Annotated in this window: 19 protein-coding genes; 3 read left to right on the top strand and 16 right to left on the bottom strand. The window is 69.6% G+C overall.

The genetic code is table 11. The features are described 5' to 3' along the window. From CS062_RS26270 to CS062_RS17995, 3 genes are all read left to right on the top strand, one after another. Nucleotides 1-658: anti-sigma factor family protein (locus CS062_RS26270; RefSeq protein ID WP_158238828.1), on the top strand; the 658-nt coding region annotated here is incomplete at its 5' end. A 40-nt stretch (nt 659-698) separates the two neighbouring features. Beyond that, complete coding sequence (locus CS062_RS18000; RefSeq protein WP_099862957.1) at nt 699-2,450, top strand: ABC transporter ATP-binding protein; 1,752 nt, start codon at nt 699-701, stop codon at nt 2,448-2,450. Next, a complete protein-coding gene (locus tag CS062_RS17995) occupies nt 2,437-4,224 on the top strand; it encodes an ABC transporter ATP-binding protein (RefSeq protein WP_233218124.1) in 1,788 nt (595 codons plus the stop codon). Before CS062_RS18000 ends, CS062_RS17995 begins: the two co-directional genes overlap by 14 nt. A gap of 162 nt (nt 4,225-4,386) precedes the next feature. On the opposite strand, the gene CS062_RS17990 is transcribed toward CS062_RS17995, so the two are convergent. The 16 genes from CS062_RS17990 to CS062_RS17915 all read right to left on the bottom strand — a co-directional run bounded on the left by CS062_RS17990 (nt 4,387) and on the right by CS062_RS17915 (nt 25,155). Further along, a complete protein-coding gene (locus CS062_RS17990) occupies nt 4,387-4,893 on the bottom strand; it encodes a type II toxin-antitoxin system PemK/MazF family toxin (protein ID WP_158238827.1) in 507 nt (168 codons plus the stop codon). Nucleotides 4,894-5,022: 129 nt separating this feature from the next. Then, nucleotides 5,023-7,011, bottom strand: coding sequence for a S1 family peptidase (locus CS062_RS17985; RefSeq protein WP_099862954.1), 1,989 nt, complete (start codon nt 7,009-7,011; stop codon nt 5,023-5,025). Between the two features lie 170 nt (nt 7,012-7,181). Further along, the gene (locus CS062_RS17980; protein WP_091725981.1) at nt 7,182-7,367 is read right to left on the bottom strand and encodes a hypothetical protein; all 186 of its coding nucleotides are present in this window, start codon (nt 7,365-7,367) and stop codon (nt 7,182-7,184) included. 19 nt (nt 7,368-7,386) lie between these two features. Beyond that, nucleotides 7,387-8,322, bottom strand: coding sequence for a UDP-3-O-acyl-N-acetylglucosamine deacetylase (gene lpxC / locus CS062_RS17975; protein WP_099862953.1), 936 nt, complete (start codon nt 8,320-8,322; stop codon nt 7,387-7,389). A 24-nt stretch (nt 8,323-8,346) separates the two neighbouring features. Further along, complete coding sequence (locus CS062_RS17970) at nt 8,347-10,263, bottom strand: sensor histidine kinase (protein WP_158238826.1); 1,917 nt, start codon at nt 10,261-10,263, stop codon at nt 8,347-8,349. A gap of 532 nt (nt 10,264-10,795) precedes the next feature. After that, nucleotides 10,796-12,031, bottom strand: coding sequence for a cell division protein FtsZ (gene ftsZ / locus CS062_RS17965; RefSeq protein ID WP_091725997.1), 1,236 nt, complete (start codon nt 12,029-12,031; stop codon nt 10,796-10,798). A gap of 123 nt (nt 12,032-12,154) precedes the next feature. Then, on the bottom strand, nt 12,155-13,384 hold the full coding sequence (gene ftsA / locus CS062_RS17960; RefSeq protein ID WP_099862951.1) for a cell division protein FtsA: 1,230 nt from the start codon (nt 13,382-13,384) through the stop codon (nt 12,155-12,157). Nucleotides 13,385-13,392: 8 nt separating this feature from the next. Further along, nucleotides 13,393-14,229, bottom strand: a complete 837-nt coding sequence (locus CS062_RS17955) for a cell division protein FtsQ/DivIB (RefSeq protein ID WP_099862950.1) — start codon at nt 14,227-14,229, stop codon at nt 13,393-13,395. 45 nt (nt 14,230-14,274) lie between these two features. Beyond that, entirely contained in the window at nt 14,275-15,282 is a 1,008-nt protein-coding gene (locus CS062_RS17950; RefSeq protein WP_099862949.1) for a D-alanine--D-alanine ligase, read from the bottom strand. After that, nucleotides 15,279-16,709, bottom strand: coding sequence for a UDP-N-acetylmuramate--L-alanine ligase (murC, locus tag CS062_RS17945; RefSeq protein ID WP_099862948.1), 1,431 nt, complete (start codon nt 16,707-16,709; stop codon nt 15,279-15,281). The genes CS062_RS17950 and murC overlap by 4 nt, the downstream gene beginning before the upstream one ends. Further along, nucleotides 16,706-17,824 (bottom strand): undecaprenyldiphospho-muramoylpentapeptide beta-N-acetylglucosaminyltransferase, encoded by a 1,119-nt coding sequence (gene murG / locus CS062_RS17940; protein ID WP_099862947.1) that lies wholly within the window; start codon nt 17,822-17,824, stop codon nt 16,706-16,708. Before murG ends, murC begins: the two co-directional genes overlap by 4 nt. Beyond that, a complete protein-coding gene (gene ftsW, locus CS062_RS17935; protein WP_099862946.1) occupies nt 17,821-19,095 on the bottom strand; it encodes a putative lipid II flippase FtsW in 1,275 nt (424 codons plus the stop codon). The genes murG and ftsW overlap by 4 nt, the downstream gene beginning before the upstream one ends. Next, nucleotides 19,092-20,966, bottom strand: a complete 1,875-nt coding sequence (murD, locus tag CS062_RS17930) for a UDP-N-acetylmuramoyl-L-alanine--D-glutamate ligase (protein ID WP_233218123.1) — start codon at nt 20,964-20,966, stop codon at nt 19,092-19,094. Before murD ends, ftsW begins: the two co-directional genes overlap by 4 nt. Nucleotides 20,967-20,982: 16 nt before the next feature. Continuing rightward, nucleotides 20,983-22,161, bottom strand: a complete 1,179-nt coding sequence (gene mraY, locus CS062_RS17925) for a phospho-N-acetylmuramoyl-pentapeptide-transferase (RefSeq protein ID WP_099862945.1) — start codon at nt 22,159-22,161, stop codon at nt 20,983-20,985. Next, a complete protein-coding gene (locus CS062_RS17920) occupies nt 22,151-23,587 on the bottom strand; it encodes a UDP-N-acetylmuramoyl-tripeptide--D-alanyl-D-alanine ligase (RefSeq protein ID WP_099862962.1) in 1,437 nt (478 codons plus the stop codon). The genes mraY and CS062_RS17920 overlap by 11 nt, the downstream gene beginning before the upstream one ends. Nucleotides 23,588-23,643: 56 nt before the next feature. Further along, the gene (locus CS062_RS17915; RefSeq protein ID WP_099862944.1) at nt 23,644-25,155 is read right to left on the bottom strand and encodes a UDP-N-acetylmuramoyl-L-alanyl-D-glutamate--2,6-diaminopimelate ligase; all 1,512 of its coding nucleotides are present in this window, start codon (nt 25,153-25,155) and stop codon (nt 23,644-23,646) included. Nucleotides 25,156-25,158 lie beyond the last annotated feature (3 nt).

Genomic DNA, 25,158 nt, shown 5'->3' with positions numbered 1-25,158 from the left:
CTTGCAACGTTGGCGCGCCTGGGCCGCCGGACTGCTGGTGGCGCTGGGCCTGGGCGCCGGCGCGGCCGGCGGCTGGGGGGGCCACCGCTGGTGGCAGGGCAAACAGCAAGCCGCCGAGCTGGCCGCCGCCCAGGCGGCGGCGCGCGCGGCGGGCCGCGATCCGACGGTGCCCGAGTACGTCCGCGATGCCGCCATCGCCCACGTCGTCTACCAGCCGGAGAAGCGCCATCCGGTCGAGGTCGGCGCCGATCAGGCCGATCACCTCGTCCAATGGCTGAGCAAGCGCCTGGGCGCGCAGCTGTACACGCCGGTGCTGCGCGACTACGGCTGGAAGCTGGTCGGCGGTCGACTGCTGCCGGCGAGCGACGACCCGTCCGTCGGCGACGCGCTGGCCCGTGCGCAGTTCATGTACGAGAACGACCTCGGCGAGCGCTTCACGCTGTACGTCAGCACTGGCGCGGCGTCGCCGCAGGCGCCGGTGGCCTTCCGCCTGACGCGGCGCACCGAGGGCGGTCGCACCACGCGCAGCCTGTACTGGATCGACGGCAAGCTCGCCTACGCGCTCAGCGGGGACTTCGACGAGAAGCGCCTGCGGGTGCTCGCCGACCTGGTCCATGCCCGCATGGGCATGATTGCCCGCGCGGCCTCATCGCCCTGACCTTTCGATGTGAAAAGTCCGGCGGGCACAATGCGCCGCCATGTCGCTCACACGCCTGATCGCCGGCCACATCCGTGGTCATTGGCGGCCCTATGCCGCCAGCGCGCTGATGCTCAGCACCATCGCCGTCCTGACGGTCTGGATCCCGCGGCAGGTCGGCCATGTCGTCGACGCGCTGGTCGCGCACCGCCTCGCCGGCTGGGACCTGATCGCGCAGCTGGGCCTGCTGGTGCTCGCCGGCCTGGCGATCTACCTGCTGCGCGTGGGCTGGCGCCTGGCGCTGTTCCGCACCGCCTATGAGCTCGGCCGGCAACTGCGCACCCGCCTCTATGCCCAGTTGACCCGCCAGGGTCCGGCCTTCTTCCACGCCCAGCGCACCGGCGACCTGATGGCGCTCGCGACCAACGACGTCGATGCCATCGAGATGGCCGCCGGCGAGGCGCTGCTCGCCGCCTTCGACGGCACGCTCACCCTGATCCTGGTGCTGGGGATGATGACCATCGGCGTCGACTGGCGCCTGGGCCTCGCCGCGCTGGTTCCCTTCCCCTTCATGGCCTATGCGTTCTGGCGCATCTCGACGCAGGTCCATGTCGCCTGGTCCGATTCGCTGTCCCGCTTCTCCGCGCTCAACCAGCAGGTGCAGGACAGCCTCGCCGGCGTGCGCACCGTGCGCGCGCTCGGCCTCGTGCGGCGCAGCCGGGCGCAGTTCGGCGAACTCGCACGCGACGCCGGCGCCGCCGCCTACCAGGCGCAGCGCTGGGAAGCGATGTTCGAGCCCGCCGTCGGCCTGTCGCTCGGCGCCGCCACGGTCATCGCGCTCGGCGTGGGCGCCTGGCTGGTCGGCACCGAGCTGATCACCATCGGCCAGCTGACCGCCTTCACGATGTATCTGGGACAGCTGATCTGGCCGATGTTCGCGGCGGGCTGGGTGCTGTCGCTGCTCGAGCGCGGCCGCGCCGCGTGGTCGCGGCTGCAGCCGGTGCTCGACGCCCCGGCCGGTCTCGTCGACACCGGCACGCGGGAGATGCCCGCGCATGCGGACATCGCCTGGGACCGCGTGTCCTTCCGCTATCCCGGCATGGCGCAGCCGGCGCTCGAGGAGATCGCGCTGACGCTGCCACCGGGCCGCACGCTGGGCATCGTCGGCGCGACCGGCTCGGGCAAGTCGACGCTGCTGCGGCTGCTGCTGCGGCAGTACGAACCCGATGCCGGCAGCGTGCGGCTGGGCGGCGTGCCGGCGCCGGAGATCCGGCTCGACGCGCTGCGGCGCGCGCTGGCCTGGGTGCCGCAGGAGCCCTTCCTGTTCTCGGCCTCGGTCGCCGACAACATCGCCCTGGCCCGACCGGACGCGACCCGCGAGCAGGTCATCGCCGTGGCCGAGCTGGCTGCGGTGCATGACGACATCGCGCGGCTGCCCCAGGGCTACGAGACCCTGGTCGGCGAGCGCGGCGTGACGCTGTCCGGCGGCCAGCGCCAGCGCGTGGCGATCGCGCGGGCGCTGTTGGCGCAGGCGCCGGTGCTGCTGCTGGACGACGCGCTGTCCGCCGTCGACAGCGGCACCGAGACGCAGATCCTGGACCACTGGCGCGCGCTGCGCCGGCGCCATCCGGAACGGAGCCTGGCGATCGTCAGCCACCGGCTGTCGGCGGTGATGGAAGCCGACGAGATCGTCGTGCTCAGGCAGGGCCGGATCGTCGAGCGCGGCCGGCACGAGGACCTCATCGCGCTGGGCGGCTGGTATGCCGGCCAATGGCGCTATCAACAACTGGAGGCCAGCCTTGACGCCGCCTGAGACCGCGTCCGTCAAGGACGGCAAGACGCAGCCCGAGTCGCATTCGCCGCGCGAGGCGCTGGCGCTGCTGGCGCAAGCCGCCGCGCCGGAACGCCGCGGCTTGACCAAGGGACTGGGCTGGCTGGTCGTGGCGGCCGCGCTGGAGGCCATCGGGCCGATCCTCGGCAAGCACTTCATCGATGCCCACGTGCTGCCGCGCGATTTCTCGCTCGCCCCGATGGCGCTGCTGCTGGGCGCGATGCTGCTGGCAGGCTGGACCGCGAGCCTGCTGCGTTACGCGCAGCTGCGACGCATGGCCGCGGTCGCGCAGCGCTCGGTGCTGCGCCTGCGCGAGCAGGTCTACGCCCATGTCCTGGCGCAGCCGATGGCCTTCTTCGACCGCAGCATCACCGGCCAATTGCTGAGCCGCATCACCAACGACACCGACGCGGTCAACAACCTGTACCGGCAGGTGCTGTTCGTGATGCTGGACTCCAGCATCGTCGTCGCCGGCGCGCTGGTCGCGATGGCCTGGCTGGACTGGCGGCTGATGCTGATCGTGCTGGCGCTGGTGCCGGCGAGCTCCGGGATCATCTGGCTCTACCAGCGCGCCAGCAGCGGCCCGGTGCAGAAGGCACGGGCGCTGCGGGCCGAACTCAACGCGCAGATGGCCGAGAGCATGGCCGGCATGGCGATGCTGCAGTCCGCGGGCGCCGCGCAGCGCTTCGCCTCGCGCTACGAGAGCGCCAACCGGGCGCAGCTGCAGGCGCGGGTGCAGGAGCTGCGCGCCAATGCCTGGCTGCTGCGACCGGCGCTGGACCTGCTCAACGTGCTGCTGATCGTCACGGTGATCTATGGCTTCGGGCAGCGTGAGTTGTCCGGCATGGAGGTCGGCCTGCTGTATGCGTTCCTGGCCTACATCGCGCGGGTCGTCGAGCCGCTGATCCAGATCACGATGCAGTTCAGCCAGCTGCAGCAGGCGCTGGTGGCGGCATCGCGGGTGCGTGCGCTGCTGCGCGAGCCGTCCGAGCCGCGGTCGCATCGACCGGACCTGGTCGTTGGCGCCGGCGCCATCCGCTTCGAGCACCTGAACTTCGCCTACAAGCCGGAGCAGCCGGTGCTGCGCGACCTGGACCTGGACATCCCGGCCGGCAGCTTCGTCGGCATCGCCGGCCACACCGGATCGGGCAAGTCGACGTTGCTGGCGCTGCTGCTGCGCTTCTACCCGCCGCAGCAGGGGCGCATCCTGATCGACGGCCAGCCGCTCGACCAGTTGCCCGACGAGACCTTCCACGAGGCGCTCGGTCTGGTCCCGCAGGAGCCCTACCTGATCGCCGGCAGCGTGCGCGACAACATCCGCATGGGCCGGGCGATCCCGGACGCGCAGGTCGAGGCGGCAGCCCGGGCGGCGCGGGCGCACGACTTCCTGAGCGCGCTGCCGCAGGGTTACGACAGCCGGCTCGGCGACGGCGGGCTGGCGGTGTCGACCGGCCAGAAGCAGCTGATCGCGCTGGCGCGCGCGCTCGCGGGCAATCCGCGCATCCTGCTGCTGGACGAGGCGACGGCCAACATCGACAGCGCGACCGAGGCACAGGTCGGCGAGGCCCTGCGGGCGCTGCGCGGCCGCGTGACGGTGATCGCGATCGCGCACCGGCTGTCGACGATCCGCGAGGCCGACCAGATCGTGGTGCTCAACCACGGCCGCCTGTCCGAACGCGGCACGCACGAGGCGCTGATGGCGATCGACGGCGGGATCTACCAGCGCCTGGTGCAGTTGCAGGCGCTGGAGGAATGAGCCGGCCTGTGCGGAGCCACGGCTGAAACGATAGAAGCCCGGTCTCTCGACCGGGCTTCCAAGGGCCTCGAAGGGCGGGTTTCCAGAAGGTTCCCCAAAGGGCTGGAAGCTAGGAATGGCCTCAAAGGGCAGGACGGATTCTGCGCTTGGCGCGGGTCGGCATCAAGACAGTGGTTCGAGTGGCTGCCTCGCATCGATGTGCAGGGCCTGTTCCCCTATCGGAACAAGCAGCGCACTGGCATTCAGCGCCTTGATCGCTGCGCGCTGGATGCGCCGGACCAGTGCCGAATCCACCACCCACTTCACCGCGCCTTTGGCGTCCGTTGGCAGATGCAGCCGGCGATTGCTGACGGTGTGAATGCAATCGGCCTTCGCCCATCGGCGACATGGCGTGAAGTAGTCGAGCGGACAGATCGCATCGGAAGCGACCTCGACATGAACGCCCGTGCAGGACTTCGACGGATCGTGTGAGCGCGAGAGCGGAACCACGATGCAGGATTGGCGGCTCAATCGGCCATTCAAGACGATGACCAGCCTGTTCTTCACCATCTCCGGCGGGATCCGCCGATTGAAGTCTGAATGTCCCGACGATTGCTCACCCGATCCACCGAATTGCCCGAAATGGCATTGGAGGACCTGACCGACCGTCGGCGAAAAGTTGATCGCCATGAGACCCTCTTCGGGCGTTGCAGTGGCGAGGCAGTGTTGCCAACGCCGCCACGGTCGGGAATCGGAGAGAAGAGGGATGTCGCATGTCATTCACAACCGTTTGGGGGTGATGTATGCATCCCCGCGGAATCAGTGCTCGGTGACCTGCGCCGCCTGCATCAGCAGGTCGAGCTTGGCCTTCATCTGGTCCTGCGGCGTGCCGGTCTCCGCCCGGTACTGGAAGGTGTAGAGCACCTCCGGCGCCGGCTGGGCGTCGGGGACGCCGGGGATCGCGCTGATGATCTGCCGGTCGTTCGCGCTCACCGCGACGCCGTCGTAGGGATGCGCGTGGCGCAGGCGCTTGCTCCACTCGCGCTTCACCGTCTCGCTGCCGGACTCGGCGGGCGTTCCATGCCGGAAGACATCGATCTCGGTCTTCTCGTCGGGGTTGTAGGCCACGACCCCGGCGATGCGGAGCTCATCCCCGGCGGGTTCGTGCAGGAAGGCCAGGTCCAGGCGCAGCCGACCACCCGGTTCGATCTTCTGCAGCTCGGGCCCGTAGGTGAACGCCAGACGGCGGTCGTCGAACGCGAAGCTGCGTCCGTAGTCGACCTTCAGCACCGGCGCCGCCAGCGGCTTCGGCAGCAAGGGCCCTTGCTGCAGGAAGCGGTTCCAGTCGGACAGCTTGCCTTCGTAGGAGGCCGCGAAGAAGCCGGTCATCCGCTTCATCCGGTCGATCTGCCCGGCCAGGCCCAGCGCTCCCGCGCGGGCCTCGAAACCGACCGAGCCATCGGGCACCGGCAGGTCGAAGGCCATCAGCCAGTCGCTGCCGAACCAGGTCGTGACGTGCCAGAGGCGCACCTGCCAGATCCGACCCCAGGCATCGGTGAAGCGGCTGTCCTTGACCGGGTCGCCCAGCGAGACGACCTTGACCGTCTCCGCATTGACGTGGATGGTGCCCGGCGACGCCTTGAGCACCAGGTCCCTGACCATGCGGGGATCGGCGTACCAGGTGGCCGGGTCGATGCCCTGCGGCCTGTGCCGGTGGAACACCAGGTAGCCCTTGAAGTCGGCCGAGTCCTGCCAGCCTTCGTGCCCGAGGTCGAGCCGCGTGTAGTGCGGCTGAGTGATCACCCAGTCGCCATTGCCGTTCTGCACGACCAGCCCGGGCGCGCTGCGCTCGTAGAAGCCGTGCAGCAACCGGTCGCTGCCGCTGCCGCGGGGGAAGGTCTCGCTGGCGTTCTCGGCGAGCAGCTCGCGCAGCTGGGTGGCGTTGAACTCGTCCGCCGCCTTCATGTAGGCATCCGACAACTCGGCGAAGCGCTTCGGGGTGGGGATGTCGGCCTTGAAGCGCGCCGACCGCGTCTTGTCGAAGACGACGAATCCGGTGGATCCGCGCGCGTTCACGCTGACCACGCCGTCGGGGGCGCTCCTCACGAGCGCGATGGGGACGGCGATGTTCAGCGTGTTCTCGGTGGTGCGCATCGCCCGCACGATGCCGATCACCCGGCCCGAGGCGTCGACCAGCGGCCCGCCGCTGTTGCCGCCCGAGATCGGCGCGGAAAAGCGCATCCAGGACCAGCGGCCGCTGTCTTCCTCCGGCGTGTCCGAGGTGTAGTTCCCCTCCCGCATGACGACGCCCTCGCCCAGCGCGTTGCCGACCGCATAGACCGTCCCGTTGAGGACCGGCTTCTCGTTGAGCGGCAGCGCGGCGACGTTGTCCGGCGGATTCGCGAGCGTGAACACGGCGAAGTCCTGGTCGACGGAGCCCTTGGTGACCTGCGCGATCGGGTAGAGCTTGCCAGCCGCGTCGCGCAGCATCGGCTCGCCGCGCGAATCGCCGAACGAGGCGATCAGCACATGCATGGCGGTGGCGTAGGTGTTGTCGCCGATCGCGAAGGCGGTGCCGACCGACACGTACTTGTCGGCGCGCATCTGATAGGGCAGCAGCTCGTGCCAGGACTTGTCGTAGCGGATGGACTCCTCGGCCGGCTTGGGCACGACGACCTCGAAGGTGGCCTCGCGCACCTGGCGCTGGATGTCGGGCTCCAGCGGCGCCGCGCTGGCGACGACGCACAGTTTCAGCCCCAGGATCGCCACGCCACCGATGCGGACCGCTGCCGCCAGTGCCTTCTGCATACGCCTCCCTCTGACGGCCGAAGCAAGCGCGGCCGCGGAAGGATGCTGGCGTCGAGAAGCTGCCCGGTGGTGTCGAGCGGGTGAAGAAGGATGAAGCGAACAGACCTGCGCGGCTTCCCGCTGTTCCGTGACGGCGCGGTGAGCGCGCAGAAACGCAGTCGCTCAGGCGCTCACACCAGCAGGATCAAGCGCTCCAGGATCAACACCGAGAACGCGCCGATGCCGGCGATCACGGTCCACTTGATCAGCAGGATCGCGCGGCGGCGCCAGACCGGGCGCTTGGTGGCGATGTAGAGCGCGAAACACAGCAGCCCCGCCACGAGCAGCAGGGCGATCACGGTGCGGACGATCAGCATGCGCGGAGGTCCGGTCTCGTCACCACGCCGGCGCCAGCTCGGCGAAGCCGGCAGGCGCGTCGCGCTCGTCCTCGAAGGTCACGATCTCGTAGGCCTCGGCATCCGCCAGCAGCTCGCGCAACAGCAGGTTGTTCAGCGCATGCCCGCCCTTGAACGAGGTATACGCCGCCAGCAGCGGGTGCCCGACGACCTGCATGTCGCCGATCGCGTCCAGGATCTTGTGCTTCACGAACTCGTCGTCGTAGCGCAGGCCCTCGGCATTGAGCACCCGGTAGTCGTCAACGACGATCGCATTGTCCATGCTGCCGCCCAAGGTCAGCCCGCGCGAGCGCATCAGCTCGATGTCCTTGGTCATGCCGAAGGTGCGCGCCCGCGCGATCTCACGCTTGTACTGGCCGCTGCCCATGTCGAAGACGTAATGCTGGCCCGTCGCCGACACCGCCGGGTTGTCGAACTCGATCTGGAAGCTCAGGGTGTAGCCGTGGTGCGGCACCAGCCGCGCCCACATCAGGCTCTTGCCCTCGCCCTTGCGCACCTCCACCGGCTTCTTCACCCGCAGGAACTGCTTGGGCGCGTTCTGCAGCTCGATGCCGGCGCTCTGCAGCAGGAAGACGTAGCTCGCCGCCGATCCGTCCAGCACGGGCACCTCGTCCGCGTTGATGTCGATCAGCAGGTTGTCGATGCCCAGGCCCGCGCAGGCCGACAGCAGATGCTCGATCGTCTGCACCTTGGGCTGGCCGGGATCGCCGCCGGGGCTGATCGTCGTGGCCATGCGGGTATCGCAGACGCTGTGCGTGTTGACCGGGATGTCGACCGGCTGGGCCAGGTCCACCCGACGGAACACGATGCCGGTGCCGGGCGCCGCGGGCCGCAGGGTGATCTCCACCTTCTGGCCGCTGTGGATGCCGACCCCGACCGCGCGGGTCAGCGATTTGATGGTGCGTTGCTTGAGCATGGGCGGCATTCTCCCAAATCGGGGTCAACCCTGCTGGACCACGGCCTCATGATCGGCGCGCGCCACCGGCAGCCGCAGCGTCACCACCGTGCCGTGCCCCGGGCTGCTGTCCACCCGCAACGAACCGCCCAGCACCTTGGCCCGGCGCTGCAGGCCGCGCAGGCCGCGTCCGTGGGCGATGGTGGCGACGTCGAAGCCCTCGCCGTCATCCTCGACGCGGATCTCCACCCGCCGGCCCAGGTCGCGCGTCACCACCCGCACCCGCGACGCCCGGGCATGCTTGAGCGCGTTGGTCAGGGCCTCCTGCATCAGGCGGAGCACATGCAGCGCATCGGGCGGCTCCAGCCATTCCAGCGGCGGCAGGTCGTGCACGTCCCATTCCAGCTTGAGGCCGCCGAGCTGCAGCCGCTTGCCCAGCCGGTAGCGCATCGTCGCCAGCAGCGACACCAGGTCGTGGCCGACCGGCTCCAGGGAATCGATGACCAGCCGCAGGTCGTCGACGCATTCGCGCAGCACGTCCACCACCTGCTCCTGGGGCATCGTGCCCTGCTCCACCGCGACCATCGCCGACAGCAGCGAGGATCCCAGCCCGTCGTGCATGTCCTGCATGATCCGCTGCCGCTCCAGCAGCAGGGCCTGCTGGCGCTCCACCTCGCGCAGCTTGTCGTGCTGGGCGCGCAGTTCGACGCTGCGCTCCTCCAGCCGCTGGGCCAGGTCCTCGTTGGCGCGCTCGACCTGACGCAGCGCCTCCACGTAGCGGAACTGCACCGCATAGAGGAAGCTGGCCAGGATCACCAGCGTCGCGAACGGCATCAGATAGACGTGCTCCGGCCACCACCAGCCCGCCAGCAGGCCCAGGTCGTGCACGCCGAGGGCGACGCCGATCACCAGCGCCGCGGCCATCACACGGAGTTCGCGCGTGCCCTGGCGCCAGGCGACGCTCGCCACGAAGGCGGTGCCCGCCAGCCCGACCACCGCATTGCAGATGTGCAGCAGCACCAGCGCGTCGAAGCCGCGTCCCCACAGCGGCATCGACGCCAGGCTGGACACCAGCACGAACAGGGCCATGCCGCGCTCGAAGCGCGCGAAGCGTTGCCGCGCGAAGCGCAGCGCGAAGAGGAAGGTCAGCAGCATCACCCACGACATCGAGGCGTGGGTCACCCACCAGAACCACTCGAGCGCGTCACGCGTGCGGGGCAGGTCCAGGTGGTAATGGAGATTGCGGACCAGCCAGGCGACGGTGGCCAGCGAGAACAGCAGGTAGGACGAATCCTCGCGACGCTTGAGCCAGAGCAGCAGCGCGAACAGGCCCAGCGTCACCAGCGTCAGCCCGGTGGCCTGCGGCACGCCGATCTGCAGCACCCAGCGGCGATCATGGCGTGGCTCCAGGTCCTCCCGCGCCCCCAGCCAGACGCTGGAGACGGAGTAATAGCCGGCCTGCATCACCGGCACGGCGATGACGACCTCGATCTCGCGGGCCTGCTGGATCTCGGTCAGCGCCGCCGGCAGCACCACCCACAGCGGGCGCACCCATTGCTCGCGCGCGCCGGACTGGTTGTCGAAGACCGGCCGCCAGCCGTCGTCGGTCTTCACCAGCACCGCGGCGGCCAGCGCCACCAGGCGCGGCATATAGAGTGCGACGCTGGTCGGCCAGCGGCCGTTCGGCGCGGCGTAGCGCAGGCGGTACCAGCGCATCTGGAAGCGCGCGTTGGCGCTTGTGCTCGTGGCTGCCTCGCGCTGCTGGAACTCTGGCAACTGGACGGTTTTCCAGGCCGCGGGATCCGACGGCGGCAGCAGCGCCTGGGGCAACGCGCCGTCCTGTCCGTCCATCACGCGCAGCGCCCGCCACCAGGCCTTGAGCTGATCCTGGGTCCAGTCGCTGGTCGCGACTTCGGCTTCGGTGGCGCGCTGGGCACCGGTGGCTGGTCCACTCTCGGGCACGGGCCGCGCCGGTCCCAAGGGCGACGCGCGGGCGACCTGTTTCGCGGCTGCCGCGTCGATGGCGGGGCCCTGAGCGGTGCCTTGCGCGCGGACCGGTTGAGGAATGAGCAATGGAAGCGCCAGCGTCAGCCAAACGGCCAATGCCAACAAGGCCGCGACCGACCGGGAGACCACTCCCGCACGCGCGCCTCCCGGTTTCCATAGCGTCATATCACCCATGCCTGGCCCATGAATCCGTTTCTTCTTGTGATCGGGCGCCAGTGTGCCGAACTTCACGAACCGACACGAGCCTTCAATTGCAACAACGGGGCGTCCGCCAAGGACCTGAAAACGAAGCGCTCGAATCCCGCAGGCGCCACGGCTGTGCGGTGGGATGCGTCGCTAGGCGCAAACCGCAGCCATAGCGGTGCTATGGCGAGGATTTGCAACAACGCGACGCGCCCACCGCACAGCCGTGGCGCCTGCGGGATTGAAAAAGGCCGTGTCCGGGGGGACACGGCCTGAAGGCTGATGGCGTTCGGTGCGGTCGGTCTCAGTCTGCCTGCTTGCGCAGGAAGGCCGGGATCTCGATCTCGTCCATGCCGTTGGACGACAGCGCCTCGACCTTCGCGGCGGCGGTGCGGCCATGGCGCCAGACGCTGGGCACGCTCATGCCGCCGAAGTCGGAGGCCGTCATCGGCGCGGCGGCCGGGGCGCCCTGTGCGGCGGCGCTGCCCGGCATCACCACCGGTTGCGTCAGCACCGGCATGTTGTCGGTGCCGGTGCGCAGCTGCGGCTGCTGCACGACGAGCTGCGGCTGCTGACGCGCGGCGGAACGCTGGCTCAGGCCGGTCGCGATCACGGTGACGCGCAACTGGTCGCCCAGCGATTCGTCATATGCGGTGCCATAGATGATGTGCGCGTCCTCAGCGGCATAGCGCTTGATCGCGGTCATCGCGTTGCGGCTCTCGGCCAGCTTGAAGTTGTTGCGGCTCGCCGCGATCAGCACCAGCACGCCGCGCGCGCCGGACAGATCGATGCCTTCCAGCAGCGGGCAGGCCACGGCGCCTTCGGCGGCCTTGGTCGCGCGGTCCGGACCGGCCGCGACGGCCGTGCCCATCATCGCCTTGCCCGGCTCGCTCATCACGGTCTTCACGTCTTCGAAGTCGACGTTGACCAGGCCCGGCATGTGGATGATGTCGGAGATGCCGCCGACCGCGTTCTTCAGCACGTCGTTGGCGTGCGCGAAGGCCTGGTCCTGGGTGACGTCGTCGCCCAGCACTTCCAGCAGCTTGTCGTTCAGCACGACGATCAGCGAATCGACATTCGCCTCGAGCTCCTGCAGGCCCAGGTCCGCGGCCTTGCCACGGCGGTTGCCTTCGAACTCGAACGGCTTGGTGACCACGCCGACGGTCAGGATGCCCATCTCCTTGGCCACCCGGGCGATCACCGGCGCCGCGCCGGTGCCGGTGCCGCCGCCCATGCCCGCCGTGATGAACAGCATGTGCGCGCCGGTGATGGATTCACGGATGCGGGCTTCCGCTTCCTCGGCGGCCGACTTGCCCACCTCGGGTTTCGCACCGGCGCCCAGGCCGGTATGGCCCAGTTGCAGGAGTTGATCGGCCTTGGAGCGATTCAGGGCTTGGGCATCCGTGTTGGCCACGATGAATTCCACGCCCTGGACACCTTGGCTGATCATGTGCTCGACCGCGTTGCCGCCGCCGCCGCCCACGCCGATCACCTTGATCTGGGTGCCCTGATCAAACTCTTCGATCATCTCGATCGCCATATCAAACCTCCTGTCCATATTGTGCAGTTGCCATCAGCAAAATAGAAGTGGGATCGGCCCTTTTTTAGGGGGCAAAACCCTCGAACGTCGTAAAGAAAGCGTGAGCCGATGAGTTCCGGCTTCTTAGAAATTCCCCAGGAACCAGTCCTTGGCACGGCCGAACAGGGTCTTCACCGAACCCGCCTGCTGCGCCGCCTTGAATCCCCGCGTGCGCGACAGCCGCGCTTCCTCCAACAATCCCATCACGGTCGCCGAACGGGGATTGGCGACCATGTCGAACAGCGCGCCGCTGTAAGTCGGATTCCCTCGGCGCACCGGTTTCAGGAAAATGTCCTCGGCCAGTTCGACCATGCCCGGCATGACCGACGAACCGCCCGACAGCACGATGCCCGAGGACAGCAGTTCCTCGTAGCCGGAATCCCGGATGACCTGGTGCACGAGCGAGAAGATTTCCTCCACGCGCGGTTCGATCACCCCGGCCAGCGCCTGTTTGGAAAGCATGCGGGGGGCGCGGTCGCCCAAACCCGGCACTTCCACCTGGTCGGCGGGATCGGCCAGCAATTGCTTGGCCACGCCATGCTCGACCTTGATTTCCTCCGCATCCTTGGTCGGGGTGCGCAGCGCCATCGCGATATCGCTGGTAATCAGGTCGCCGGCAATTGGAATCACCGCGGTATGGCGGATCGAGCCGCCGGTGAAGATCGCCACGTCGGTGGTCCCGGCGCCGATGTCGACCAGCGCCACGCCCAGGTCCCGCTCGTCGGAAGTGAGCGCAGCCAAACTGGAAGCGCTCGGATTCAGCACAAGTTGCTCGACCTCCAGGCCGCAGCGGCGGACGCACTTGACGATGTTTTCCGCCGCGCTCTGGGCGCCGGTCACGATATGGACCTTGACTTCCAGCCGGCCGCCGCTCATCCCGATCGGCTCCTTGACCTCGTGGCCGTCGATGACGAATTCCTGCGGTTCGACCAGCAGCAGCCGCTGATCGTTCGGGATATTGATGGCCTTGGCGGTTTCCACCACCCGGGCGACATCCACCGGCGTGACCTCCTTGTCGCGCACGATGACCATGCCCGTCGAGTTCTGGCCGCGGATATGGCTGCCGGTAATCCCGGTGTAAACCCTCGAAATCCGGCAGTCGGCCATCATTTCGGCCTCTTTCAGCGCCTGCTGGATGGACTGGACGGTGGCGTCGATATTCACCACGACGCCACGTTTCAGGCCATGGCTGGGCGCCACGCCCAGGCCGGCGATGCGCAATTGGCCGTCCCCCATCACCTCGGCCACCACCGCCATGATCTTGGCGGTGCCGATGTCCAACCCGACGACCAAATCCTTGTATTCCTTGGCCATGCCTGTCCTCAATTCTTCTTGGCGCCCTTGGGCGCAGTGGTAACCGTCGTCACGCCCGCGAGCCGGACCGCATATCCGGACTCGTGGCGGAGGTCCGCCGATACCAGCGAACTGCGGTATCTGGCGGTGATCTGGGGAATGCTGGCGATGAACTGGCCAAACCGGGCCACCACCTCGGCCTCGCTGCCGCGGCCAAGTTCGACCACCGCTCCCTTTTCCAGCGTGGCCTTCCAGGAGCCGCGACCCGACAAATCCAGCCGGGCCACCCCCTCGTCCAGTTTCCGGTGGGTCATCGGATCGAGCTGGCGCCACATCGCCAGCATGGCCGCCGACGATTTGGCCGGCCCGGCCAGCGTCGGCAGGTCCTCGTCCTCGACATCGCCCAGATTCGCCTCGAAGACCTCGCCGAAACTGTTGACCAGCCGGGTATCGACGACCGCCTCGCTGTCGGCGTCGGCGTTCTCGGCCTTGGTTTCCCAGTAGGCGGCGGGGCGGTGCTCCTCGAGCGCGACCACCAGGTGCAGCGGCCAGACGCGGCGCACCGTCGCATGACGCACCCAGGGCACCGCCTCGAAGGCGGCGCGCGCCTGCTGCAGGTTCATCGTCAGGAAGTTGCCGGACAGCCGGGGCAGCGCATTCGCCCGCAGCGAGGCGCTGCTGTTGCGGCTGACGTCGCCCTCGACCGTGATGGACTTGATCGAGAACGCCGGCTGCCGCGCCAGCCAATGCACGCCCACCGCCGCCGCGGCCAGCGCCACGGCGAGCAACAGCAGGCCAGCCACCCCGTTCATCACTCGGATGTCCGGCGGCAGCGGGCTGGCGGTGTGGGTGAAGGTGGCGCCCATTGGGATGGTCGTGGCGGTGGCTCGGGGTGTCCTGTCAGCAGGGATTCAGGCCTGGCTGTCCAGCCGTGCCTGCGACAGCAGGTACAGGCACAGCTTGGGATAGGAGATGCCGACGGCCGCGGCCGCCTTGGGCACCAGCGAGTGGGAGGTCATGCCCGGCGAGGTGTTGATCTCGAGCAGGAACAGCTGGCCGTCCGACTTGCGTCGCATCACGTCGACCCGCCCCCAGCCGCGCGCGCCGAGCGAGCGGTAGGCCGCCAGCACCAGCTGCTGCACCCGGGCCTGCTCCTCGGGCGGCAACTGGCCGACGAGGTATTGCGTGGTGTCGGTGAAGTACTTGTTCTGGTAGTCGTAGTTGCCGCCCTCGGCCCGGATCTCGATGACCGGCAGCGCGATGGCGCCGACGCCCTCGCCCAGCACCGGGCAGGTCAGCTCGGCGCCGTCGACGAACTCCTCGCACAGGACCTCGGCGTCGTACTTCGCGGCGAGCTCGACGGCCGCCTGCATGTCCGAATAGCCCATCACCTTGCTCGCGCCGATCGACGAGCCCTCGTGCGGCGGCTTGACGAAGACCGGCAGCCCGAGCTCGTCAGGGACGGTGCGCACGCGCTCGGGCTGCAGCTCATCGCGTCGGAGGCTGACCCAGCGGGGCGTGGACAGCTGGTCGGCCAGCCACACGCGCTTGGTCGTGATCTTGTCCATCGCGATGGCCGAGGCCATCACGCCGGAGCCGGTGTACGGGATGCCCATCAGCTCGAGCGCGCCCTGCACCGTGCCGTCCTCGCCGTGGCGGCCGTGCAGCGCGATGAACGCGCGCTGGAAGCCTTCGGCCTTGAGCTCGAGGAGGTTGCGCTGGCCCGGATCGAAGGCATGGGCGTCGACGCCCTCCGACTGCAGCGCGGCCAGCACGCCGCCGCCCGACATCAGCGAGACCTCGCGCTCGGCCGAGTCCCCGCCGAAGAGCACGGCGACCTTGCCGAGCGCCTTGGCATCGATGCGGCCGATGGCCAGTTGCTGATAGAGCGCCGAGGCGGTGTCGAGGTCTGCGGTCATGCGCGGCCTCCCTTCATCATGAGTTCAACGGTGCGCGCGGGGACGGCGGCGATCGAGCCGGCCCCCATCACGATCACCACATCGCCGGCGCGCGCCTGGTGGGCGATCGCCTGCGGCAGTCCCTGCCAGTCGCCGACGAAGCCGGCCGCGGTGCCGCGGTCCGACACCGCCCGCGCCAGGCTTTCGCCGCTGATGCCGGGCAGCGGGGACTCGCTGGCGGCATAGATCTCGGTGAGCAGCACGCCGTCGGCCTGGGACAGCACGTCGGCGAACTCCTCGAAGCAATCACGGGTGCGTGTGTAGCGGTGCGGCTGGAAGGCCAGCAGCAGACGGCGACCCGGATAGGCGCCGCGCGCGGCCTGCAGCACCGCCTGCATCTCGACCGGGTGATGTCCGTAGTCGTCGATCAACAGCGCGGTGCCGGTGACGCCATCGGCCGCCGTCACCGGCAGCTCGCCATAGGACTGGAAGCGCCGGCCCACGCCGCCGAAGGTCGCCAGCCCCTGCAGCAGCGCGGCATCGTCGAGGCGCAGTTCCATCGCCATCGCGATCACCGACAGCGCGTTCAACACGTTGTGCTGGCCATTCAGGCGCAGCTGCACGTCCAGCGCGGGCAGGTCGCGGCCCTCGCGGTCGCGGCGCTGGGCGGTGAAGCGCATGCCGCCACCGGACTCGGCGCGCACGTCGATGGCGCGCACCGCGTTGCCCTCGCCCAGTCCGTACAGGATCACCGGGCGCGACACCATCGGCACGATGCTGCGCACGCCGTCGTCGTCGCCGCACAGCACCGCGGCGCCCCAGAAGGGCATCAGGTGCAGGAAGTCGACGAAGGCCTGACGCAGACGGGCCATGTCGTGCCCGTAGGTGTCCATGTGGTCCGCGTCGATGTTGGTGACGATCGCCAGCTGCGGCAGCAGGTGCAGGAAGGAAGCGTCCGATTCGTCCGCCTCCACCACCATGTGCGGCCCGCTGCCCAGCGCCGCGTTCGCGCCCGCCGCCAGGAGCTGGCCGCCGATCGCGTAGCTCGGATCGAGCCCGGCCTGCAGCATCACCGTCGTCAGCAGCGAGGTCGTCGTCGTCTTGCCGTGCGTGCCGGCCACCGCGATGCCCAGGCGCGGACGCATCAGCTCGGCCAGCATCTGGGCGCGCAGCAGCACCGGGATGCCGTGCTGGTGGGCGGCCATCAGCTCGGGGTTGTCGGCCTTGATCGCGCTGGACTTGACCAGCACCTGCGCGTCGCCGACATGCTCGGCCGCATGGCCGATCTTCACCTCCACGCCCAGCGACCGCAGGCGGCGCGTGGTGTCGCTCTCGCCCTGGTCGGAGCCGCTGACGCGGTAGCCCTGCGCGGCGAGCAGCTCGGCGATGCCGCTCATGCCCGCACCGCCGATGCCGGTGAAATGGATGTGCTGGATGGCGTGCTTCATGCGCGCGCTCCGTTCCCGGCGCCGCCGGACTTGGCGTCCTTGGCGGCGACCAGCGCCTCGAGTTCGTCGGCCACGCGCGAGGCCGCCCGCGGCCGCGCCAGCGAGCGCGCCTTCGAGGCCATCGCCAGCCAGTGCTCGCGCGGTTGCTGCAGCAGGTCGAAGAGCGCCTGGGCGCTCAGCTCGCCCTGCGGCAGATGCGTGCCGGCGCCGTGCTGCGCCATGTACTGCGCGTTGTCGCGCTGGTGCGAGGTCGTGCTGACGACCAGCGGCACCAGGATGCTGGCGACGCCGGCGGCGCACAACTCGGACACCGTCACCGCGCCGGCACGGCAGATCACCACGTCGGCCTCGGCCAGACGCGCGGCCATGTCGTTGATGAAGGGCACGACCTCGGCCTGCACGCCGGCCTTGGCGTAAGCCGCCTGCACCAGCGGGAAGTTGGCTTCGCCGGTCTGGTGCGTGACCAGCGGCCGCTGGTGCTCGTCCCACAGGGCGAGCGTCTGCGGCAGCACGTCGTTGATCGCGCGCGCACCCAGCGAGCCACCCACCACCAGCACCTTCAGCGGTCCGTTGCGGTCGGCGAAGCGCAGCTCGGGCGCGGGCAGGTCCTCGATCTCGGCGCGCACCGGGTTGCCGGTGACGACGCTCTTCTTCTGCTGCGCCGCGGCCAGGCCGTCGAAACCGAAGGCGATCTTCCGGGCCACCGGTGCCAGCGCCTTGTTGGACAGCAGCAGCGCCGCATCCGCATTCACCAGCATCAGCGGACGACGCATCACCCAGGCCATCAGGCCGCCGGGGAAGCAGACGTAGCCGCCCATGCCGAGCACCGCGTCGGCCTGACGCGCGCTGAAGATGTGCGCGCTCTGGCCCAGCGCCTTGAACAGGCGCACCACGCCCAGCAGGGAATGCTTCAGGCCCTTGCCACGCAGGCCGGCGAAGGACAGCCGGTCCATCGGCAGGCCCGAGGGCGGCACCAGCTTGTTCTCCATGCCGGCCTCGGTGCCGAGCCAGGACACGGTCCAGCCGCGGCGCTGCATCTCGGCGGCCACGGCCAGTCCGGGAATGACATGGCCGCCGGTGCCGGCCGCCATCACGACGAGGTGGCGGGTGCTCATGCGCGCCCTCCCCGCATCAACTGTCGGTTCTCAATATCGATTCGCAAGCAGATCGCCAATGCAACGCAGTTCAGGACGGTGGCCGAGCCGCCGTAGCTCATCAGCGGCAGCGTCAGGCCCTTGGTCGGCAGCGCGCCGAGGTTCACGCCCATGTTGATGAAGGCCTGGCCACCCATCCAGATGCCGATGCCCTGCGCATAGAGCCCGGCGAAGACGCGGTCCAGCGCCACCGCCTGCCGGCCGATGTGGAACAGCCGGCGCGACAGCCAGAAGAACGCGAAGATCACGATCGCCACGCCGATGAAGCCGAGTTCCTCGCCGATGACGGCGAGCAGGAAGTCGGTGTGGGCCTCGGGCAGGTAGTGCAGCTTCTCCAGGCTGGATCCGAGGCCCTGGCCGAAGAACTCGCCGCGACCGAAGGCGATCAGCGAGTGCGTCAGCTGATAGGCCTTGCCTTGCGCGTACTTCTCGTCCCACGGGTTCAGGTAGGCAAAGATGCGCTCGCGGCGGAAATCGCTGAAGGTGATCATCAGCACGAAGGCGCCGATCAGCACCGCCACGCTGAGGAAGAACATCCGGCCGTTGACGCCGCCCAGGAACAGGATGCCCATCGCGATCGCCGCGATGACCATGAAGGCCCCCATGTCCGGCTCCGCCAGCAGCAGCATGCCGGTGAAGGCCAGCGCGGCGGCCATCGGCCACACGGCGCGCACGAAGTTCTCCTTGACCTCCATCTTGCGGACCATGTAGTTGGCCGCGTACATCGCGATGGCCAGCTTGGCCAGCTCCGATGGCTGGAAGTTCATGACGCCCAGCGGCAGCCAGCGGCGAGCGCCATTGACGCCCTTGCCGACGTGCGGGATCAACACGATCATCAGCAGCGCCAGCGCGACGACGAAGATCTTGGGCGCGTGGCGCTCCCAGAAGCTCACCGGCACCATCACCGTGATCCATCCCGCCAGCAGGCCGATCGCGATGAACAGGCTCTGGCGCACGAAGAAGTGCATCGGCGCGTACTTCGCGAACTTGGGGTTGTCCGGCAGCGCGATCGACGCCGAATAGACCATCAGCAGGCCCAGGGCCAGCAGCGCCAGCACGACCCAGATCAGCGTCAGGTCGAAGCCCAGGATGCGGGTGGGCTGGCCAGCGGAGGTGGACACCCAGTCGCGCACCGGCACATCGACGCCGCCAGCGCCAGCGGTGGCCGGGCGGCGCGACAGCAACCCGCGGATTCGCTCGTTGAGCTGCTCGAAGAGGGTCGCGGCGCTCATCCGACGAAGCCCTCGTCTTCAGCCAGCTCGCGCACGGTGGCGATGAACACCTCGGCGCGATGGGCATAGTTGCGGAACATGTCCAGGCTGGCGCAGGCCGGGCTCAGCAGCACGCTGTCGCCGGACTGCGCCTGGGCGAGCGCCCAGTGCGTCGCCGCCTCGAGCGACTCGTGGCGATGCATGACGACGCCGCTGTCCCGCAGTGCCGCCTCGATCTGCGGCGCGTCGCGCCCGATCAGCGCCACTGCGCGCGCATGCAGCGCGATCGGCGTGGCCAGCGGGGAGAAGTCCTGGCCCTTGCCGTCGCCGCCCAGGATCATCACCAGCTTGGCCGGCGCGCGGTCGGCGCCCAGGCCCATCACCGCCGCGACGGTCGCGCCGACGTTGGTGCCCTTGGAGTCGTCGTAGAAGTCGACGCCCTTGATGGCGGTGACGAATTCGACGCGATGCGGCTCGCCGCGGTATTCCCGCAGGCCGTGCAGCATCGGCGCCAGCGGGCAACCGATGGCGGATGCCAGCGCCAGCGCCGCCAGCGCGTTGGCCGCGTTGTGGCGGCCGCGCACGCGCAGCGCGTCGGCCGGCATCAGGCGCTGGATCAGCAGCTCGTCGCCGTCGTCCTTGCGGCGCTTGAGGCCCTTGAGCTCCTCTTCCTGCTCGCGGGCGCGGACCAGCCAGGCCATGCCGTTCTCGACCACCAGGCCGAAGTCGCCCGGGCGTCGCGGCGCGTCCAGGCCGAAGCGCACCACCTCGCGCTCGACGGTCTTGGCGGGTCGACCCCGGCCCTGCTTCACGACGACCGGCGCCGGCACCAGCGCTTCGACTTCGGGATCGTCGCGGTTGATCACCAGCACGCCGTGCTCGCCGAAGATGCGGCCCTTGGCGCGCGCATAGGCGGGCATGTCGCCATGCCAGTCCAGGTGGTCCTGGGTGATGTTGAGCACCGCGCCGGCGCTGGGCTCGAAGCCCTGAACGCCATCCAGCTGGAAACTCGACAGCTCCAGCACCCAGACCTGCGGCAGCACCTCGAACTCCGCCGGCCTGGGCGGCGGCGGCTTGATCGGCAGCGGCTGCTCGTCGAGCAGCTCGGCCACGGTCTCGAGCGCCGTGCGGTCGTCGACGGGTGCGGCCTCCTCGACCGCAGGCGCCTCCACGGGCGCCAACAGGACCTCGGCGGTGGGCGCCTCTTCGACCTCTGCCGGCTGAGCGATCGCCGTGCTGTCTTCCGTCGCGGGCGCGACCGCCTCGACGGCCACGTCCACGATCGCCTCTTCGGCGGGATCGACCTCGACTGCGGCATCCGCGACCGTCTCGTCCTTCGGAACCGGCATCGGCTCCTTGTCGAGCGCGTCGCTGAGCGTGCCCAGCAGCGTCGGGCCGATGTTGCCGGCCATCGCGACGCGGCGGCCGGCGCGCTCGACCAGCAGCGCGGTCATGCTGGTGGTGGTCGTCTTGCCGTTGGTGCCGGTGATCGCGAGCACGCCCGGCTCATAGCGGTAGAGCGCCTTGAGCTCGGCCAGCGCCTGCGCGAACAACTCCAGCTCGCCGCGCACGCGCAGGCCGATCTCCTCGGCGCGCGCCAGCAGCGGCTTCAGGCGCTCGTCCAGCGGCGACAGGCCGGGGCTCTTCAGCAGCACCCAGCGGTGGTCGATCGGGGCCAGCAACTCCGGCGTGAACTCGCCATGCACGAACGCGGCCTCCGGCAGGCGCGCCCGCAGCGCGGCCAGTTGCGGCGGCTGCTCGCGGCTGTCCCACACCGTCACGCGCGCGCCCAGGCGAGCGGCCCAGGCCGCCATCGCGAGCCCGGAGTCGCCCAGGCCGAGCACGAGCGCGTGCCGGTCCTGGTAGAGCGTGGGGAAGTGGATCGGGGTCATCGTCGTCGTGCCTCGATCAGCGCAGCTTCAGGCTGGCCAGGCCCACCAGGCACAGCAGCATCGTGATGATCCAGAACCGGATGACGACCTGCGTCTCCTTCCAGCCCGACTTCTCGAAGTGGTGGTGCAGCGGCGCCATCTTGAAGATGCGCCGGCCCTCGCCGTACTTCTTCTTCGTGTACTTGAACCAGGTCACCTGGAGCATCACCGACAGCACCTCGGCGACGAAGACGCCGCCCATGATGCCGAGCACGATCTCCTGGCGCGTGATGACCGCCAGCGTGCCCAGGCCGCCGCCCAGCGCCAGCGCGCCGACATCGCCCATGAACACCTGCGCCGGATGCGCGTTGAACCAGAGGAACGCCAGGCCGGCGCCGGCCAGCGCGGCGCAGAAGATCAGCAGCTCGCCCGCGCCGGGGATGTAGGGGAACAGCAGGTAGCGGCTGTAGACCGACGAGCCGGTGACGTAGGCGAAGACGCCCAGCGCCGAGCCCACCATCACCACCGGCATGATCGCCAGGCCGTCCAGGCCGTCGGTGAAGTTCACCGCGTTGCTGGTGCCGACGATGACCAGGTAGGACAGGCCGATGAAGCCGAACACGCCCAGCGGATAGCTGATCGACTTGAAGAACGGCAGCATCAGGTCGGCCTTGGGCGGCAGCTCGGTCGAGAAGCCGCTGGTCACCCAGCGGAAGAACAGCTGCACCACGCCGAGGAAGCTGGTCTCCGACACGCTGAAGGCCAGGTAGATCGCGGCGATCAGGCCGATGATCGACTGCCACAGGAACTTCTCGCGGCTGCGCATGCCCTCGGGGTCCTTGTTGACCACCTTGCGGTAATCGTCGACCCAGCCGATCAGGCCGAAGCCCATCGTCACCAGCATCACCACCCAGACGAAGCGGTTGGACCAGTCGAACCACAGCAGCGTCGAGATGCCGATGCCGATCAGCACCAGCACGCCGCCCATCGTCGGCGTGCCGCTCTTGGCCAGGTGCTGCTGCACGCCGTATTCGCGGATCGGCTGGCCGATCTTGAGTTCGGTCAGGCGGCGGATGACCCAGGGCCCGAAGGCCAGGCCGATCAGCAGCGCCGTCAGCGCCGCCATCACCGCGCGGAAGGTGATGTAGTTGAAGACGCGCAGAAACCCCAGTTCAGGGAAATAGGTCTGCAGCCACTGGGCCAGACTAAGCAGCATGGGGGTCTCCTGGGCCGCCGGACTGCAAGGCGGCCACGATCTGTTCCATCTTCATGAAGCGCGAACCCTTGACCAGGATGTTCTGCACTTGCGGCGCGTCCTTCAGCGCGCCGATCAGCTCGGCGACGCTGTCGAACGCGCGGGCGCCCGCGCCGTAGGCGGACGCGGCGTCCCGCGCGGCGGCGCCGGCGGTCCACAGGGCCGACAGGCCCTGGTCCGCCGCATGCGCGCCGACTTCCTGGTGGAAGGCCGGGCCCTGCTCGCCGACCTCGCCCATGTCGCCCAGGATCAGCCAGGACGCGCCCGGCAGTTCCGCCAGCACGTCGATGGCGGCGCGCACGCTGTCCGGGTTGGCGTTGTAGCTGTCGTCGATCAGCGTGACGCGCCGGCCTTGCCACACCGTCGTCTGCAGCGCCGAGCGACCCTTGACCGCCTTGAACGCCTGCAGGCCGTCGCGGATCGCCGCCAGCGGCGCGCCGGCCGCCAGCGTGCAGGCCGCCGCGGCCAGCGCGTTGCGCACGTTGTGCTGGCCGGCCATCGCCAGGGCCACCGGGACGGTGCCGGCCGGCGTCAGGATCTCTATCGCCCAATGGCCGGCAGCGCCGGCGGCAGCGCTCGCCTCGGTCGGCGCGACCCACTGCGCGCGGCCCATCACGTCGGCCTGGCCCTGCAGCGCGAAGGTCAGCGTGCCGCGGCCGGCGGCCTGTTCCTGCCACACCGGTGCGCAAGGGTCCTCGGCCGGGAACACCGCCACGCCGGCGGTGCCCAGCGCGCCGATCACCGCGCCGTTCTCGCGGGCGACGGCCTCGACCGTGTGCATGAACTCCTGGTGCTCGCGCTGGGCGTTGTTGACCAGCGCCACCGTGGGCTGCGTCATCGCGGCCAGCGGCGCGATCTCGCCCGGATGATTCATGCCGAGCTCGACGACCGCGGCGCGATGCCACACCGTCTCGTTCTGCCGCAGGCGCAGCAGGGTCAGCGGCACGCCGATCTCGTTGTTGAAGTTGCCCTCGGTGGCCAGCATCGCCGCGTCGCCGAGCCAGGCGCGCAGGATCGACGCGATCATCTGCGTCACCGTGGTCTTGCCGTTGCTGCCGGTGACCGCAATGACGGGCAGGTGCTGCTGCTCGCGCCAGGCCTGCGACAGCAGTCCCAGCGCCGCCTTCGTGTCGGGCACCAGCAGCCCGTCCAGGCCCGCCTCGGCCAGGCCGCGCTCGGCCAGGGCCGCGGCGGCGCCGCTGGCCTTGGCCTGGGCCAGGAAGTCGTTGGCATCGAAGCGCTCGCCCCGCAGCGCGACGAACAGGTCGCCCGCGCGCAGCGTGCGGGTGTCGGTGTGCACGCGCAGCAGCGGCGTCGCGGCATCGCCGACCAGCGTGGTCGCCGGCAGCAGCGGCGACAGCAGCTCGAAGGCGCGACCCAGCGTCATGAAAGGCACCGCCGGCGCGCCCGGCGCGGTGGAGGCGGTGGTCGTGGTGGCGTCGCTCACAGCCCCGCCCTTTCGATCAACGCGGCCCGCGCGGCCTGCACGTCGGAGAACGCACGGCGCTCGCCGTGGATCTCCTGGTAGTCCTCGTGACCCTTGCCGGCGATCAGCACGACGTCGCGCGCGCCGGCCTGGTCCACCGCGCGCACGATCGCCACGGCGCGGTCCGCGATCACCTCGCGCGCCGCTTCCGGCGGCAGGCCGGCCTCGATGTCGGCCAGGATCTTCAGCGGTTCCTCGCTGCGCGGGTTGTCGCTGGTCAGCACGACATGCGCGGCCAACCTTGCCGCGATCGCGCCCATCAGCGGGCGCTTGCCCGGATCGCGGTCACCGCCGCAGCCGAACACCACGCGCAGCTCGCCGCCGCGCGCCGCGGCCAGCGGCTGCAATGCGCCGAGCGCCTTCTCGAGCGCGTCCGGCGTGTGGGCATAGTCGACCACCACCTGCGGCAGCTCGCGGCCGCTGCCCACGCGCTGCATGCGGCCGGGCACCGGCGTGACCAGCGCCGCGACGCGGGCGATGTCCTCCAATCCATGACCCAGCGCGCGCAGGCCGGCGATGACGCCCAGCAGGTTGGACACGTTGTAGTCGCCGATCAGGCCGGTCTGCACCGGCACCGACGCGGCGCCCTCGCGCAGCGTGAAGGCCAGGCCGTGCGCGTCATGACGCAGGTCGGTGGCGCTCAGGCGCGCGTCGGCGCGGTCCAGGCCGTAGGTCCAGACGTCGAGCTGGCCGGCAGCGCTCAGCTCGGCGGCGAGTTCCGCGCCCTTGGCGTCATCCAGGTTCAGCACGGCAGCCTTCAAGCCCTGCCATGCGAAGAGCTTGCGCTTGGCCGCCCAGTAGGCGTCCATGCCGCCGTGGTAGTCCAGGTGGTCCTGGGTGAAGTTGGTGAACAGCGCGACCTGGATGCTGGTGCCGGTCAGCCGGTGTTCCTCGATGCCGATCGACGAGGCTTCGATCGCGCAGGCGCCGAAACCGTCGTCGGCCATGCGCTTGAAGGCTTCCTGCAGGCGCACCGGATCGGGCGTCGTCAGGCCGGTGGCCTCGATCGACGCGTTCGTCGTCGCGCCCGGTACCGGCGGCTGGCCGACACCCAAGGTGCCGATCACGCCGCAGCGCGCGCCCAGCAGCGTCAGCGCCTGCGCGATCCACCAGGCGCTGGAGGTCTTGCCGTTGGTGCCGGTCACGGCCAGCACGCTCAGCCGCCGGCTCGGTTCGCCGTAGAAGGCCGAGGCGATGCGGCCGCAGTTGATCTTCAGGTCCGGCAGCGAGGCGATGCGCGCGTCGGTGAAGCCGTACTCGGCGGCGCCGGCATGCTCGACCAGCGCGGTCGCCGCGCCCGCGGCCAGCGCGCCGGCGACGAACTGGCGCGCGTCCTTGGCGTAGCCGGGCCAGGCGATGAACGCATCGCCGGCGCCGACGGCGCGGCTGTCGGTGCGCAGCTGGCCGCTGGGCGTCCATTCGAGGAGCCAGCGGGCGGCGGCTTCGGGGGATTTCAGGTGCATCAACATGAT

Origin of the sequence: Roseateles chitinivorans (genome assembly GCF_002761755.1) — a bacterium.
GTDB classification, from domain to species: Bacteria; Pseudomonadota; Gammaproteobacteria; order Burkholderiales; family Burkholderiaceae_C; genus Roseateles; species Roseateles chitinivorans.
Note: the sequence above shows the minus strand (reverse complement) of the source record. Positions and strands in the feature narration are given on the sequence as shown.

Excerpts from the sequence above, each read along its gene's own strand:
- CS062_RS18000 (WP_099862957.1), top strand. The coding sequence starts at position 699 with ATGTCGCTCACACGCCTGATCGCCGGCCACATCCGTGGTCATTGGCGG.
- CS062_RS17990 (WP_158238827.1), bottom strand. The coding sequence starts at position 4,893 with ATGGCGATCAACTTTTCGCCGACGGTCGGTCAGGTCCTCCAATGCCAT.
- CS062_RS17985 (WP_099862954.1), bottom strand. The coding sequence starts at position 7,011 with ATGCAGAAGGCACTGGCGGCAGCGGTCCGCATCGGTGGCGTGGCGATC.
- CS062_RS17980 (WP_091725981.1), bottom strand. The coding sequence starts at position 7,367 with ATGCTGATCGTCCGCACCGTGATCGCCCTGCTGCTCGTGGCGGGGCTG.
- lpxC (WP_099862953.1), bottom strand. The coding sequence starts at position 8,322 with ATGCTCAAGCAACGCACCATCAAATCGCTGACCCGCGCGGTCGGGGTC.
- ftsZ (WP_091725997.1), bottom strand. The coding sequence starts at position 12,031 with ATGGCGATCGAGATGATCGAAGAGTTTGATCAGGGCACCCAGATCAAG.
- ftsA (WP_099862951.1), bottom strand. The coding sequence starts at position 13,384 with ATGGCCAAGGAATACAAGGATTTGGTCGTCGGGTTGGACATCGGCACC.
- CS062_RS17955 (WP_099862950.1), bottom strand. The coding sequence starts at position 14,229 with ATGGGCGCCACCTTCACCCACACCGCCAGCCCGCTGCCGCCGGACATC.
- CS062_RS17950 (WP_099862949.1), bottom strand. The coding sequence starts at position 15,282 with ATGACCGCAGACCTCGACACCGCCTCGGCGCTCTATCAGCAACTGGCC.
- murC (WP_099862948.1), bottom strand. The coding sequence starts at position 16,709 with ATGAAGCACGCCATCCAGCACATCCATTTCACCGGCATCGGCGGTGCG.
- murG (WP_099862947.1), bottom strand. The coding sequence starts at position 17,824 with ATGAGCACCCGCCACCTCGTCGTGATGGCGGCCGGCACCGGCGGCCAT.
- ftsW (WP_099862946.1), bottom strand. The coding sequence starts at position 19,095 with ATGAGCGCCGCGACCCTCTTCGAGCAGCTCAACGAGCGAATCCGCGGG.
- murD (WP_233218123.1), bottom strand. The coding sequence starts at position 20,966 with ATGACCCCGATCCACTTCCCCACGCTCTACCAGGACCGGCACGCGCTC.
- mraY (WP_099862945.1), bottom strand. The coding sequence starts at position 22,161 with ATGCTGCTTAGTCTGGCCCAGTGGCTGCAGACCTATTTCCCTGAACTG.
- CS062_RS17920 (WP_099862962.1), bottom strand. The coding sequence starts at position 23,587 with ATGACGCTGGGTCGCGCCTTCGAGCTGCTGTCGCCGCTGCTGCCGGCG.
- CS062_RS17915 (WP_099862944.1), bottom strand. The coding sequence starts at position 25,155 with ATGTTGATGCACCTGAAATCCCCCGAAGCCGCCGCCCGCTGGCTCCTC.